General features: G+C 46.6%; 14 protein-coding genes and 1 pseudogene. 3 read left to right on the top strand and 12 right to left on the bottom strand.

Going from position 1 to position 14,315, the window contains the following annotated elements:
- Positions 1 to 376 precede the first annotated feature (376 nt).
- The 4 genes from NC980_RS25215 to NC980_RS25200 all read right to left on the bottom strand — a co-directional run bounded on the left by NC980_RS25215 (position 377) and on the right by NC980_RS25200 (position 5,165).
- The gene (locus NC980_RS25215) at positions 377 to 3,409 is read right to left on the bottom strand and encodes a PAS domain S-box protein (RefSeq protein ID WP_199298361.1); all 3,033 of its coding nucleotides are present in this window, start codon (positions 3,407 to 3,409) and stop codon (positions 377 to 379) included.
- 11 nt (positions 3,410 to 3,420) lie between these two features.
- Positions 3,421 to 3,753 (bottom strand): hypothetical protein, encoded by a 333-nt coding sequence (locus NC980_RS25210; RefSeq protein ID WP_190375067.1) that lies wholly within the window; start codon positions 3,751 to 3,753, stop codon positions 3,421 to 3,423.
- 19 nt (positions 3,754 to 3,772) lie between these two features.
- A complete protein-coding gene (locus NC980_RS25205; RefSeq protein ID WP_348254082.1) occupies positions 3,773 to 3,949 on the bottom strand; it encodes a hypothetical protein in 177 nt (58 codons plus the stop codon).
- Positions 3,950 to 4,703: 754 nt separating this feature from the next.
- Positions 4,704 to 5,165 (bottom strand): hypothetical protein, encoded by a 462-nt coding sequence (locus NC980_RS25200; RefSeq protein WP_206753790.1) that lies wholly within the window; start codon positions 5,163 to 5,165, stop codon positions 4,704 to 4,706.
- A gap of 270 nt (positions 5,166 to 5,435) precedes the next feature.
- On the opposite strand from NC980_RS25200, the gene NC980_RS25195 reads away from it, so the two are divergent.
- A complete protein-coding gene (locus NC980_RS25195) occupies positions 5,436 to 5,786 on the top strand; it encodes an HNH endonuclease (protein WP_190375064.1) in 351 nt (116 codons plus the stop codon).
- Here the strand turns inward: NC980_RS25195 and NC980_RS25190 are convergent.
- From NC980_RS25190 to NC980_RS25175, 4 genes are all read right to left on the bottom strand, one after another.
- The gene (locus NC980_RS25190; RefSeq protein WP_190375063.1) at positions 5,743 to 7,350 is read right to left on the bottom strand and encodes an NAD(P)/FAD-dependent oxidoreductase; all 1,608 of its coding nucleotides are present in this window, start codon (positions 7,348 to 7,350) and stop codon (positions 5,743 to 5,745) included. The two genes, NC980_RS25195 and NC980_RS25190, sit on opposite strands and share 44 nt — an antisense overlap.
- Before the next feature lie 88 nt (positions 7,351 to 7,438).
- Positions 7,439 to 7,765 (bottom strand): hypothetical protein, encoded by a 327-nt coding sequence (locus tag NC980_RS25185; RefSeq protein WP_190375062.1) that lies wholly within the window; start codon positions 7,763 to 7,765, stop codon positions 7,439 to 7,441.
- Between the two features lie 30 nt (positions 7,766 to 7,795).
- The gene (locus NC980_RS25180) at positions 7,796 to 8,083 is read right to left on the bottom strand and encodes a hypothetical protein (RefSeq protein WP_190375061.1); all 288 of its coding nucleotides are present in this window, start codon (positions 8,081 to 8,083) and stop codon (positions 7,796 to 7,798) included.
- A 6-nt stretch (positions 8,084 to 8,089) separates the two neighbouring features.
- Entirely contained in the window at positions 8,090 to 9,571 is a 1,482-nt protein-coding gene (locus NC980_RS25175; protein WP_190375060.1) for a hypothetical protein, read from the bottom strand.
- 109 nt (positions 9,572 to 9,680) lie between these two features.
- Between NC980_RS25175 and NC980_RS25170 the strand changes: the two genes are divergently transcribed.
- Positions 9,681 to 10,097 carry a helix-turn-helix transcriptional regulator gene (locus NC980_RS25170; protein WP_348254081.1) on the top strand — a complete coding sequence of 139 codons (417 nt, stop codon included), beginning with the start codon at positions 9,681 to 9,683 and terminating at the stop codon, positions 10,095 to 10,097.
- A gap of 610 nt (positions 10,098 to 10,707) precedes the next feature.
- Here the strand turns inward: NC980_RS25170 and NC980_RS25165 are convergent.
- Positions 10,708 to 10,938: pseudogene (locus NC980_RS25165) on the bottom strand (DUF2887 domain-containing protein); the annotation flags it as partial.
- A gap of 139 nt (positions 10,939 to 11,077) precedes the next feature.
- The gene (gene parA, locus NC980_RS25160) at positions 11,078 to 11,737 is read right to left on the bottom strand and encodes a ParA family partition ATPase (protein ID WP_190375058.1); all 660 of its coding nucleotides are present in this window, start codon (positions 11,735 to 11,737) and stop codon (positions 11,078 to 11,080) included.
- 209 nt (positions 11,738 to 11,946) lie between these two features.
- Between parA and NC980_RS25155 the strand changes: the two genes are divergently transcribed.
- On the top strand, positions 11,947 to 12,339 hold the full coding sequence (locus tag NC980_RS25155) for a hypothetical protein (RefSeq protein ID WP_190375057.1): 393 nt from the start codon (positions 11,947 to 11,949) through the stop codon (positions 12,337 to 12,339).
- A gap of 547 nt (positions 12,340 to 12,886) precedes the next feature.
- Here the strand turns inward: NC980_RS25155 and NC980_RS25150 are convergent.
- Both NC980_RS25150 and NC980_RS25145 read right to left on the bottom strand, forming a co-directional pair.
- Positions 12,887 to 13,129 (bottom strand): class I SAM-dependent methyltransferase, encoded by a 243-nt coding sequence (locus NC980_RS25150; protein WP_347272555.1) that lies wholly within the window; start codon positions 13,127 to 13,129, stop codon positions 12,887 to 12,889.
- A 270-nt stretch (positions 13,130 to 13,399) separates the two neighbouring features.
- Positions 13,400 to 13,714, bottom strand: a complete 315-nt coding sequence (locus tag NC980_RS25145) for a carbon dioxide-concentrating mechanism protein CcmK (RefSeq protein ID WP_190375055.1) — start codon at positions 13,712 to 13,714, stop codon at positions 13,400 to 13,402.
- Positions 13,715 to 14,315 lie beyond the last annotated feature (601 nt).

Below are 14,315 nucleotides of genomic sequence, written 5' to 3'. Positions count from 1 at the left end.
ACCGCTAGGAGTAATTGGCTCCGATAGGGAAATGTAATCAGTTCTCCTTGAGAGAATAATTCCGATTGGCGCAGCCTTCTGAGTTTTTACACAGTCTGCTCGGGCGCAGAAGTTCGAGAACGGAGGAGGTTATGCATTTTTGTAGAACTCCATCTAGGAGAGAAATTTAGCCCGCGTTGATGTTTTCGAGGAACTGCTAAAAGTGGCTCAGCAAATTACTTACCAGGAGGCTCTTAAAACATCCCTTTAACTGAAAAAAGTAGATTTAAGGTTAGCCTGTCGATTACTAAGTACCAACGAGAGAACAGCCTTGGCTAACTTATCTGCCGCAACTGGTTTGGCAAGATGGCTCTGGAAGCCGCAGCCTAGAGCTTGGTCAACATCTTCTCCTCGGGCATAGGCAGTCAGAGCGATCGCAGGGATTTGTCCTCCTTGCAGGGATTTGTCCTCCTTGCTCGGGAGAAAGTGCCCGCACCTGTTGCAGCAGGGTAAAGCCATCTGTCTCAGGCATTCCAATATCGCTGACTAACACATCAGGTTGAAAGGAACCTAGAGCCGCTAAACCTTCTTTCGCAGAGGCTACAGACAAGACCTCTGCTCCATATTGGGTAAGAATAACGTTTACCAATTCACGAGCATCGGGTTCATCGTCAACAGTCAAAATACGAATCCCTGTTAGATCCAATTCTTCTACCCGATCGATCAGTTCTCTTGCGGGCTCTAGGCTAAGTAAGGGTAATCGGACGCTAAAGATTGCCCCCTGTCCTTCACCTGGGCTTTCCGCTGTGATCGTCCCACCATGGGCTTCGACAAGGTGACGAACGATCGCTAACCCTAACCCCAATCCACCGTATTTCCGGGTTATTGAAGCATCTTCCTGCCGGAACGTCTCGAAGATATAGGGCAGAAACTCAGCACTGATTCCTTTACCTGTATCACTGACCGTAATCTGGGCTTGATTTCCCACCTGCTCTAAGCGAATCTCAACCTGTCCACCTGTAGGCGTGAACTTGATGGCATTAGACAGGAGATTCCAGACAATCTGCTGAAGTCGGGATGTATCGCCAGAAACTTGACCGCTATGTGGCAAGACGGCGCACAATTGGATTGATTTAGCGTTAGCTGCTGTGGTAACGGTTTCGATCGCTGCTTCAATGACAAAGACTCGATCGACTGACGTGTCATTCATATTCAGCTTGCCTCGAAGAATCTTGGCGATATCTAGCAGATCATCAATCAGTTGATTCTGAAGCCGAGCATTGCGTTCAATCGTCTGGAGGGCTTCCTTAATCTGTTTTGGTTCGAAGGGGCGAGATTGTAGCAGGGTTGCCCAGCCTAGAATCGGGTTAAGCGGAGATCGTAACTCATGGGAGAGTACCGCTAAAAATTCGTCCTTAATCCGGTTTGCTGTTTCGGCTTCTGCTCGTGCTGCTTGTGCTTGCTGTAGCGATATTTCTCGCTCTGCTTCTGCCTGCTTAGGTTCAGTTAAATCTAGATGGAACGCCATCAGCCCTTGTTGTTGGTTGTATGATTCTTGCAGCAGTGCCAACCCGATTAGAATGGGCACACGCGTCCCATCTTTGCGAATGTATTCTTTCTCGAAGGGTGCTGTAACTCCTTTCATTCTCAGTTCTCTCAATGCCTTTTCTTCAAGCGGAAGATACTCGGTTGGAGTGATATCTCTCCATCCCACTTGCCCGGTTTCGATCTCCTCGCGAGTGTAACCCACCAGGTTGAGAAAATAATCATTGACATACTGGATGTTTCCAGTAAAGTCGCCAAAAGCAACCCCAAACACATTCGATTCCGCCAGGCTACGGAAGCGGTGCTCACTCTTCTGTAGAGCGTCCTCAGCTTGTTTACGATCGGTAATATTCATCTGAATTCCGATCACTCCGGTCTGATTGCCCTGTTCGTCATAGGTCACTTGTCCAATATCCGCCAGCCAACGAATCGAGCCGTCGGGTAAGCGAACTCGATACTCAGAATGAATGGGGCAATTCTCGTTTAACGCTCGCTGTATTGCCTGCTCTGCCATTTCGCGATCGTCAGGATGAACGGCTTGAATCCAGGCTGCATGGCTGGCAGAACACTGACGAGGCTCATAACCTAACATCCAGAAAGTCTCTTCCGACCAAATCATTCGGTCATCTGTTTTAAACCATTGCCACATTCCTGCTTGGGCAGACTGCAATGCAAGAGATAACCTTTCTTCACTCTGGCGCAGTGCCTCTTGAATCTGTTTTTGATCATCAATATCAGTATCAGTGCCTACCCAGCTGATCACTGCACCATTCGCGTCTCGCACTGGCAAAGCCCGGCAGAGGAACCAGCGATAAACACCATCCCAGCGCCGCAGACGGATTTCAATATCGAAGGCTTCAACAGTTTCTACGGCAACTGACCACTGTTGAAAAACACAATCTCGATCTTCAGGATGTAATGCGTTACCGCTCTCTGCACCCATCGATTCGGCTTCACTCAGTCTTGTGTAGTCATACCAGCCTGGGCTGAAGTACGTTATCATGCCGCTCGCATCAGTTGTCCACACAATCTGAGGAGATGCCTCCGTTAACTGGCGATAGCGTTCTTCACTCTCTTGCAACGCCGCTTCTGCCCGTTTGCGTTCCGTAATATCGATCGCAGCACAAGTAATGCCAACCACTGCATCCTGACTATCCCATAAGGGTTCGACAGTCAAATCGTATGAATAAACTTTTCCATCAGCGGTCAAGTTCACTTCTTCCCGAACGCCGATTCCCGTTGCCAAAACATTTCCTTTAATTTTGTCCAGAGTGGCTGCTTCTTGCTCTAAAACAAGATCATGATCGGTTTTGCCGATGACTTCATCGACTTGATAATCAAGAGCAGGATTGTAAATCCAGGTATAAATGAGATCTCGATCTTGATTGAAAACAGCAATGGGTGCGTTTTTTAAGGCAACACGTAATCGTTCTTCATTCGCTCGCATCGAGCGTTCAGCCAGGGTTAATTCCTCAACTCGATGCTGCAGCTCTTGATTTAACTTTTTAATTTCTATCTCTGAAGCGCGAAGTTGATTCAAAGTCTTCTGGGATTGTTCTTGAGCCTTTTGTAGTGCTCCAATTAGAAAGCTGATTAGAAGCCCTTGTAGGGCAAATAGAAACAATCGGAAACCACTATCAAGCGTCAATGACCAAGTGTACTGAGGCTCTAAGAAGAAGTAGTTGGCAAATATGGCTGCTAGTACTGTTGCAGCGAGCCCTGGGTTGCGTCCACCACAGAAAGCACTGAGAACTACAGCGCCGAGAAAGAGTAGGAAAGACGCTTGAGAAAAATGAATCAAGGGATCGATCGCTAACATGACTAACAGAGCGAGTACTGTTGTCGCAATCGCAAAAACGTATCGCAGAAAGAATTGCGTTACCATCCCATTTGCTCCTAAGTTCCCAAATACTGCGATCGCCCTTCCCGATGCTTCTGATCGAATCGGATTGGCGAGACGACGTTGAAAGCCAGTGGTAAGAGTTTACTGTTTTCCTGCTGAATGGCATAAGCAGCCAGCGCACTCTCATATCGCGTCTTGAAGCGTTCACTCAGAAACTTTCTGCCTATGGGTATGTGTTTAACAAGGAATTGGTTTTCATAGGTCAGAGTGTTTAACTGCTCATCGCGATCGCTCCCGAATTCACCAAACATCCTCAATACTGAAACTGTCCCTGCTTCTGCAATTCTCTTAGGAACAAAATCCTCTGTGCTCTGTTTTGATGTCATATTGAAGCCGCTACCCCCCTTAAAGAACGGTGAAAAAATATCCAGTGCGCCGAGGCTCTAATTGAATTGAATCCAAGTTGAGATAAACCTTCTCTCCAGTGGATGCAATGCCCATATACTCCCAGCGATCCGGTACGGCATTAACAGAGGTAGCGGAAATTCCAAGGGTCGCGAGAACTGCGATTGCTGATGTCATTTGACGCAACATTGTCTAAATCCTTTAGCTTGATTGATGCATGCTATTTGTTCAAGAGATAATATTCTTATCAAGCCTCACACGAAGCATCTCTCATTCCTCAAATCAGGCAGAGTAAATTAAGAATTTAGAACGGTAGAGCGTATGTGTCTTGCTCTAATCATCTGGAAACCGCCAACAAGCAATACTTTCCACATTTCTACGCCCACAAACACAAGCCGCCGGAGTAGAAGCAACCCATTCATGATCGCGTTCCTTTTCCTTGTTTGTTTGCTCGTATATCGACAGCATGAAGTGGTACAAAACTTCTGCTGTCAAAGTGCCCTGTGGGTGAGAAGCGATCGACAGAGATTGACACTCAATAAGAAGAATGGTACTTTAATGAGTGAAATAGCTATGACTTTCGCGCACTAGCATTTCGACGTTCAACGAGATGCGATTGAACTTAGTGCAGGACTTCATAGCTATTCTGCTTTTAAAGGCATTTTAGAGTTCTTTGCCACCAATTAAGAATCACGGCCACAACATCGTCCCTCACAATTCCGCCTACTACGAATACATCCCGACTGTGCGAATCGCTCTTCATGCTTCCTCACAGTCGGATAAGCTAACCACTGAAGCGGAATGCTCGTCACCTTCCAGACCAGCCAAAAGGCGATCGTGGGCTGCCGCCAATTCCCTAGTGATTGAAGATATCAAAGAGTATCAACGCCTAATCAGTTAGCTTATGCTGCTACTGCCTGATGGTACATTTCTATTCGTAAGCTCTCCAACGGGTTAGAATTTCTCGATTTGCCCTTTCCTTCTCGCCTTCGAGGACGGTCGGATCAAAGTTAACTTTGATCGTTTTCCCTGTTTTCCTGCCATTGACAACCTCCTTGAAGGAACCGGATGGAAAGTTGCAGTATCCTCGAACTTCACTGATCAGTTTTCCACGAATGTAGTCTCTAGCAAAACAATTCGTGTCGCTACCAGAGATGACAACTGTCCGACACTGATCCCCAGACCACAGCAGGCTCTTATCAACTGTCAGTTCAACAACAATTCGACTATCCGTTTTTCCTAGGCCCAAGTCGTTGTTAAAAACTTCCGTACTGAGAGGTTCTGGACTGCTGCTATTGAAAGTGATTTGCCCTTCGGTAGTAGCACGGACGGAAGGACAGCAACCAGCTAGAAGAATTAGAACGGACGAGATCACCAATCCGAGTTTGTTCATTTTCGCTTAGTTCAGAGCTTTTTTGCTGTGTGCGTCCTAATATGTAAAGCCTACTCACCTTTCTTCAAAAGCATCTTCAAATCTGTGACACTGCTATTTGTGGTTACTTTTGTCCGGGACACTTAGATGTCCGGAGACACTTAGAACGCCTCGACTCGAATATCGCCTGCGCACCTTTCGCGCTCGCTGAGTTTACTCTCAAGCTCTACTTCTGCAAGTCGCACTTGAACAAAAATAAGATAAAAACAAAACAGGGATGATATTAAGCGCATGAATTCAAAGCCCCCCTTTCGAGAACTCAGACAGAAATCCCAAAAGCACAAGCTCAAATCTGGAATCAAACAACGATTCAATGGAACCTGTGCCTACTGTGGACGCACTCCCCGAGTTCTCACCTTAGATCACATTGTGGCTGAATCCAAAGGGGGCAGGAATGTCAAATCGAATTTAGTCGCGGTCTGTAACCGCTGCAATCTAAGCAAAGGTAGTCTTCCCCTCTGGCAATGGTGGCAAGCCTCTCCCTGGTGGAATGAAGAAAGAGCGATCGCGGTTGCTGCAACGGTGTTAGTCTGTCCGCTTAAGTCGCCAGCATCCTCAACGCTACCGCTTCCGCCGTCTTAATGCCGTCAATTCCTGCCGAAAGAATTCCGCCCGCATAGCCTGCGCCTTCTCCCGCTGGAAACAAGCCTTGAGTATTCACACTCTGCCCATCTTCCCCGCGCTTGATCCGAATCGGGGAAGAGGTTCGGGTTTCGACTCCAGTCAGAACCGCATCGGGCATCGCAAACCCTGCGATCTGTTTTTCAAAGGCGGGAAGGGCTTCGCGGATTGCCGCGATCGCGTACTCTGGCAAGCTAGCTCCCAAATCTCCTAAATGCACACCCGGCGCATAGGACGGCAACACACTGCCAAACTCGCGCGACGGACGATCAGCAATAAAGTCTCCCACTAATTGCCCTGGAGCCTCATAGGTTCTGCCCCCTAACTCAAATGCCTGCATCTCTAGCTGTCGCTGCAAAGCAATCCCCCCTAAAGGACTCCCTGGATAATCTTCGGGCGAAATGCCAACGACAATCCCACTATTGGCATTGCGTTCATTGCGAGAATACTGGCTCATGCCATTCGTGACGACATGCCCTGGCTCTGAAGTCGCAGCAACGACTAATCCACCGGGACACATACAGAAGCTATAAACCGATCGCCCATTTTTGGCATGATGCACTAACTTATAATCTGCCGCTCCCAATCGTCGATCGCCTGCATATTTTCCGTATCGTGCACGATCAATCACGGGCTGCGGATGCTCAACCCGGAAACCGATCGAGAACGGTTTCGGCTCAATATAAACGCCTTGATCGAACAACATCTGGAACGTATCGCGGGCGCTGTGTCCAACCGCTAGCACCACATACCGACCTTCGAGGATTTCTCCGCTGTCTAAGCGAACGCCCTGCACTTGCCGATTCTCGATCAAGACCTCTTCAACTCGACTTTGGAAGCGAATCTCACCGCCCAAGGATTCGATCGTTGCTCTCATCTTCTCAACGATTCCCACCAGCTTAAATGTCCCAATATGCGGACGATTCACATACAGGATCTCTGGTGAAGCGCCCGCATTGACTAATTCCATCAACACTTTCCGCCCATAGTGTTGCGGATCGCGAACCTGGCTGTAGAGTTTGCCATCGGAGAAGGTTCCTGCTCCGCCTTCGCCAAACTGGGCATTCGATTCTGGATTAAAGTCGGCTCTCTTTTTCCAAAAGCCAAACGTATCTGCCGTGCGATCGCGGACTTGTTTCCCCCGCTCCAGTAGAATCGGGCGAAATCCCATCCGCGCCAGCATCAGTCCCGTAAACATCCCACAGGGACCTGTGCCAATCACGATCGGGCGCTCTGTAAATCCTTTCGGAGCTTGAGCCACGGTCCGATAGCTCATATCCGGTGTCTCTTTCACCCGCCGATCTTTCTTAAACCGTTGCAGCACTCGTTTTTCTTGCTTTATTTCTACGTCCAGAATATAGACTGCAGTAATCTTCTCCCCTCGATTGCGGGCATCATAGCTGCGCTTAAAGATGGAATACCCAACCAATTCTTCCGCTGTAAGGTGCAGCATGTCGAGAATGGCGCTTTCAATTTCCGCTTCAGTATGATCTAACGGGAGCTTTATTTCACTGAGTCGCAGCATAATCCAGAGTCCAACTGACAAAGTTCAGGATAACGTCTCCGCGATACCGACCAACTCCGTTTCGGAAGCGATCGCGCAAAAAGGTAGATCACTCTGCTATTTCCATCAACATCTGCAACTGTCGATCGATTTCCTTCAACCGATCGCGCCGATACTTCTGTCGTTTCGCCTCCTGATGCTCCAGGCTACCCTCTTCACCGATATAACAAGATTTGCCCTTTCCCCTAGAACGTTTTGAGCCGAACATCGCCTGCGTGCTTCGCCACCAGGCTTGTCTAAATTGGCGACCTTTCACCTTACCCGTCTCAATCCAGCAATGCTCCAGTGCAATCGTCCCCTCTGCTCTAAGTCGGTCCCGTTCTATCTCCAATCGCGTAATCGCATCCTGAATGATATCCGCCTGATTGTTTCTCACCCTCACCCGCGCACGTTCTAGGGGAAGAAGTTAATCAGGCGAAATGTCGGTCTGGTGCATTACTCCCGCTTCTAAGTATCGAACTCGAAAGCAACCGGAGCCGTTTTGTGCGAACCCTTCGGGAAGCGAAGCTACCGCTAATCCAACACGCACTTTTTGCGATCTCTTCGAGTTACCCGCAAGGAGTCGCTCTGGTGTTGAAAATCGAATCGGTTTTGGTTCAATGTCACACATTGCAAAGCTGGAAACTTGCAGATAGAGCAGATCCGGAAATAGCGAAAGCTGTTTACCCTGATAAAAGCATTTGACTTTTGACATTTCGATTTAGCTGTCATTCACTTCATTGAGCTTCTCTAGGGGTTTCGCGATATGTAAACGAACCTCCGAGAAGAATTCAAAGTCAAATACAAGCTGATTGAGTAGAACAAGTGAATTGTTCCTTTCACCCTTCATATTCTCCCCCTCGGTGTAAAATCTCTTTTCCTCACTGGGTTCTAGCGATTTTGGTGGATCTTCAGAATCAACCTCAAAGATCGCTGTAATTGTCTCTGACTGAACTGTTTTACACGATCCTGATTGATAGTGAATGGGATGCCATAGTTCGAGGTGGTTGTAGAGGGTTCGGGTACTGATTCCCTCAGCAGCGATTAATTTCGCTCTAGCGGTGGCAGTTGAGGGAAACTGACCTTCCTGCTCTAAGCGAGACACAACAGCCTTAATTCGTCTCTGAGCGTCTTCTGAGCGCAGAACATTGAACGGAACAACCTTCTCACCTTCATCGCTGTGGGCATTCCCCGATCGCTTCGGATGGCTCCCTAATACCCAGTAGTAGTTCTCGGCTGATCTTGCCCAAATCGTCGATCGCATTCGGATCTCATGTCGGTGCTGACACCATTCCTCGTAGCCTGGGAGGTTCACCGCAGTCTGTTCGACGTATTCAGCGAGGGCATCTCCTTTTAGTCCCTCAAAAACGACTCCGTGACAAGCGATCGTCTTCAATAAGTGATTCGTTTGCCCGTAGTCAGTCCAACCCTCCTGAATCTCAGCCCGAAGGTCTTGGAGCCAGTCTTCGACGATCGTGGTGTGGCGCTTCCGTCGATTGCGGCTATTCGTTCGAGCGGTCGAGATCGCATTCATCAACTCAGAGAGATCCTGTCCTGCTGCTGCTATATCCCACTGCTGGAAGAACTGCCCTAAATCGCGGCTAATCGGGTTGTAATCATCATCGAGTAAGCAAGACCCAGAATCTGGCTGCAAGGGAAGTCGATGCGCGTTGTACTCGGTATAAGTGCCAGGGATCGCATACGCCTTACAGTTTGGAAAAACTTCGAGATCCCCTTGTGCGATCGTCAATCCCTGCGCTTCCAAACATTGCTTGATCGCTTGAGCCAATCCGAACGTTTGAACAGCATGAGGTAACGGAATGTAGAGGTGTAAGCCTTCTGACCAACTCGATCTGATCAGAATCGTGCGGCAAATCCCGATCGTTTCCAGTGCCGCTCGAATCAGAGTGAGCGATTCTGGGTTCTGGTAGGGGTGGAACTGACCCTTGAGATCGATGTCGATCAGCGCGTAAGAGGTCTGGGAGTCGAATCGAACGCAAATTAATTTGGAATTGTCCTTCCACTCTCGCCATAAAATGCGCGGACGTATGGGGTACTTAGTAACCGTCTGCCACTTTGGGGTAGTTTCGTTGGTTGAAATAATCGCGTTCCACAGATAAGGGAACGTCTCACATAGACGTTTACCGATTAGATTGGAGGGAAATGGGTCGTGACACTGGCTTTTATTAGAATAAGTGCTCATACCGCTAACTCTCTAAAGCTGAATTGGCAAGACTTGTAGCTGTTGACGAAAACTTGAATTGTGTGAATCTTTGAGATTGATGGTTTCCATAGCAGAGTCATGAATTAGAATGATTTCAGATTCGTCAAAAGCGAATTGTTGTAATCCTCCCTTGGTTGAATCATTATATTCGCTCTGGGTTAAATTGATGCATCAATATTTCGATCAGACGCTCAAGCAACTTGGAATTACAGGAAAGAAGCTCGCTGAGGTAACAGGGATTAGCACAACCCATATCTCAGAGTTTCGTAATGGCAAAACGAATCCGTCCTGCGAAATGCTGGAGCGAATGCTAGACGGTGCAGATCAAATTAAGCCAGGAGCGAAACGCTACTTCTGCGAACTTCTAGCTGGTAAAGAACCTCGACCAGTAGAGGACCCGATCGAGTTGCTAGATGATACACAATTGGCACGATTACTATTTAAAGTCGCCAACAGACTTGAAAATCGGAAACTAGGGCTTTCTCAGGAATTACTTAGCGCCTAGGTTAAAGCTGGATTCGCATATCTATTAATTCACTTAGTCAATTTTCTGTTGTCGTATCAGAAGTCAGGTTTTTTCCTTAGTCGCTAAGTAAAAGAGCAAGGCTCAATTAGTAGAGTTTCTAATGCGAGCCTCTAATGAGATCAAGAAACAGCGCTCAAGTACGTAATTTCAGTGTACATGCCGCTTGAATTAGGTTCTATTTTGGAAATACAACCTTGGCTGCCTTTAGAAACTCGATTTACGACATGAGTATTACTTCAAAACTCAACCGTTCTGAGGAATTAACCTTAGTGCCCTACAAGAAGAAGATTGCAACGTGAGTATCGTTTAATCCAGTTAAAACTAAATATTGCGATAGAGGCTAGTGCAATTTCCCTAACCTGAGTTTGGAGCAAAAGAAGCAGGCTGACCATCTGGAAAGATTTTAAGACATTTGCAGTCTGGTTCAAAATTCCGGTATCGAAAGAAGGTGTGTGCCGCGTCAATTCCTTGTAGGCTTCGAGACAATTAGAACAAATGCTCAAACCCTTAAGAATAAACAGCGATCGCATTTACGTATAATTGACGCAGCATAAAGGTGGTTTCAATCGGCAACAGGCCGATCTAGAATGAGTCGTTCGTATAGCAGTTCATCACGCTGGAACTGCACCTCACAGAAGTAGACAACGCCTGGTTCAGTGTCCGGTGGCAGGAATACGCCGTCAATCTCAAACCTGGGCTCTTTCACCGCAACTGAGTCGAATCGGTACTGCTGCGCATTCGGGGGACTCCCCTCCAATAGCTCAAACAGCAATGTTGGAGCCTGCGCGAATAGTTTATAGAAAATAGAATCTCTCCGCATAGGCTCAATCTATCCTTAAATTCCCTCATCTTTGCTAAAGATTGATCTCGTGCCTGACTAAAAACAGGCAGCAAACTAATGAGGAGCTGATGGTATAAACTGTTAATACTATTTTTACCGTTAAGAGAGTATGACCTCACTACAATTGAATGAGCACTGCTACCTCATCAGCAAGTTGGTCAATCTCTTGAATAGCAGCGGCTGCTTTACTTGTCATATCTTGAACAGTCTGACCAAATACAGCAGACTGCCGGTAGACCTGACGATGATGAATCTGACTTTTAGCAAGTTCGATGCCGAATTCTGAAAGGATTTCTAAACTTTCCTGCGTCAGAGTGGTTTTGGGCTGGCATTGATTAAGCACAAGGCGCGCTTGCAAAGAATCATTAATATCTCCAACATTCTGAATAACTTGGCGAATTCCTACGGCTGCCCACATATCTAAGGGTGATGGGATAATTGGCACTAAGGCTAAGTCGGCAATTAATAGAGCACTTTGAGGAATAGGTGAGTCGGCTGCCGGAGGGCAATCGATGAAAATACAATCGTAATTCTCCACAAACTTCTTGACCTCCCGATGCACCTTAGCATTCGCTGCACTCAAGCCAATTACGGATGCTGGGAAGGGCAGCTCATCATCGGCGGTTGCTGCCCAACGAGTTGCAGTGCCTTGAGGATCAGCATCAACTACCAATACCTTATACCCACGCCGGGCAATGGTACCAGCAAGCTGCATCGTAACAGTGGTTTTGCCGGAGCCACCCTTCTGATTTACAACGGCAATGATCTTAGCTGACATGGTAATAAATTTCACAAATGATATAAATCATTAAAATAGTATAAATAGTTTTAATGATTTATAGATTTTATACTATTCATATTATAGTGTGCTTTACTCTGGCACAACCTCAAAGCAGTTGTAGAAATAATAACTGTATATATGGTTTTAATGATTTATATTGTTAAAACGGTCTATACAATTTATTAGTTGTTGAGTAGCGAGCCCTTATGCCTAGAAAAGATATGAAATCAGCCTTGACATCGTCTCTCAAAGCAGAGGATGCAGCTGTGCGTGATCGATTTGAGAGAGCCGAAAGCCTACTCAGCGATCTCAGGACAGAGGAACCTGTTGTTCCTCCCACTCCAGCTCCTATTGTAGAAAAGGTGGAAGAGAAAGAGCAGCCAAAGGTGAAGCGCGATAGCTTTACGATTCCTGTTTCGGACTATGAAATTATTGATACTATCAGGAAACGCTGTTTGGCTTGTGCTCTAAATGTAAACAAGAGTGAGGTTATTCGAGCAGGGTTACACGCTCTTCAAAATATGACCAATACAGAATTGATCGCTATGATGGAAAGCCTAGAAAAAGTGAAAACGGGACGACCAGCAAATAAGGTATGAAGAATTGACTGCATAACCAATATAAGCTTTGGATATGGTTAAAACTATTTGTATAGTTTTAACCATATAGATGATGTGCCTTTTGTTTATCTAAGAATTCTCAGTGCAAACTATTTATACTGTTTATACAGTTATCTAGAATGGCTATACCCTTATTAAAAGAGGGGTGTCTTTTGAGCGGTTTCAGATTCTAAGGAGAAGCTTTGATTCTTCTGACTTTCGGGCAGTATCGAGGAAGAGGAGCAGAGGGCATCTTGCTCTATCAAAAACTGACTTTTTTTATGGAGTTTGATACAGGATAGATAGCCTTCAGAACACGAATTACAGGTACACCTCGGAGCAGATTGCTCGACGGCGTGTTCATAAAAACACGTTGCTTAGTTTGCGAGCCTCAACGAAGAAAATCCGGAGCACATTGGGTAATTGGGTACATGTCGAGGTGCGTGGGGAAGTTCCAGCGGATCGAATCAATCTCTCCGGGTTGTGTTGCCACCGCTTTTCATCCAAATTGCTCCATGATTTTTTCAGGCTCATCTGCGCCGAAACACTAAGAGGAACCTAACTTTTCCAATAAATGATGTTTAGCCATCTGTAGGGCATCAAGCAAAGAGCGTCCCAGAACATCAAACAACAGGATACTGTTCAGGACTGAGAGTGAATTGGTCTCCTCAAATAGAGTCAAAACATCGGCTTCATCCAAATAGACGAGCAGACCTTCCACAAGCCACAAGATAGGATCGATCGTGTTCATTCCGATCTCAATCAGTTTGCTCTGCCATTCCTCTCGAATCTACATTCCGCCCTTTAACGGGCACATCAAAATATTAAAGCCGAAGCCCTTTTTCCGTGAGGATTTCAAAGAGTATTAGTTCCCTTGAACTAAAGAGCACCGATTCTCAGTTGTGCCGTCTCCTTCTCAGGGGAGATCGCTATGAAGCTGATTGCTTCGTCGTTAATAGTCAATGTGCCAGTGAAAAGGGCGGAATGTCGGTATAGCTTCAGCTCTAGCAACCTCACTTCAAGAAAAGAGTGCGCCGCACTCTTTTCTTGAAGTGAGGTTTTACATCCCAGATCTAAACTGCGTAACTGCTTCGGTGTAGCGAATGGGCAGCACATACTCCAGGTTCTCATTGGGGCGCGCAATGATGTGAGTTGACAGCACAGAGCCGCCATTAACTCGCTTGATTGACTCAATGCCCGCGGCGATCGAAGCCTGCACTTCGGAAACATTGCCCCGGACGACGACGGTAACTCGACCACTGCCGATTTTTTCGTAGCCGACCAAGGTAACCTGAGCCGCTTTCACCATGGCGTCCGCCGCTTCGACAACCGCCGGGAAGCCCAGGGTTTCAATCATTCCAACAGCAATTGTCATAAAGATATGTCTAACCTTCTTGATGGTTTTGATGGTTGATAAACACCTAGGTATCTGTCACTGATTCCATTTGAACGAATCTGCCTGATGGGTTGATACGGTGCCCAACCCATACTCATCAGGTGCCCTTTGTTGCCTGTTTTATAGAATGCCGTGCCTGTTAACTAGGTACGGTGGTAGTAGCCCTAAGAACTAAATACTACAACTTTTGCACTCAATAGTGTTGCGCAGCACTATCAATAAAATCCAGGATACGGTGTCAAATAAAATCTTGATTTCTCAAAAGTGTATCTAACGTTAAGTGTAACGCTGTTCGGTCATGACATGGAACCGAGAACGGAAGTCTTTCTAAGCTTCACGTTTCTCTCTATCTATAAAAAATTGTGATCTTGCAGCTGAGCGCGGTAGTTACAAAATTAAGACCTATAACTTTCTTGGAGAGAGTGCTGCATCGTAACTATTATTCAGTCAAGAAGGGAAATTGCTTCTTTTTGTGCCCTATCCGTAAACGAGCCTTTTTTGATAGCAGCAATAAGCGCTGCCTGTACCCAGTTACTATGCGTTTACAGTTCCAACTCATAAATCTGGGCAATCTCCTCGG

Origin of the sequence: Leptolyngbya sp. AS-A5 (genome assembly GCF_039962495.1) — a bacterium.
Lineage (GTDB): Bacteria > Cyanobacteriota > Cyanobacteriia > Leptolyngbyales > Leptolyngbyaceae > Leptolyngbya.
The sequence above is the reverse complement of the archived record's forward strand: the minus strand, read 5'-3'. Positions and strand labels throughout refer to the sequence as shown.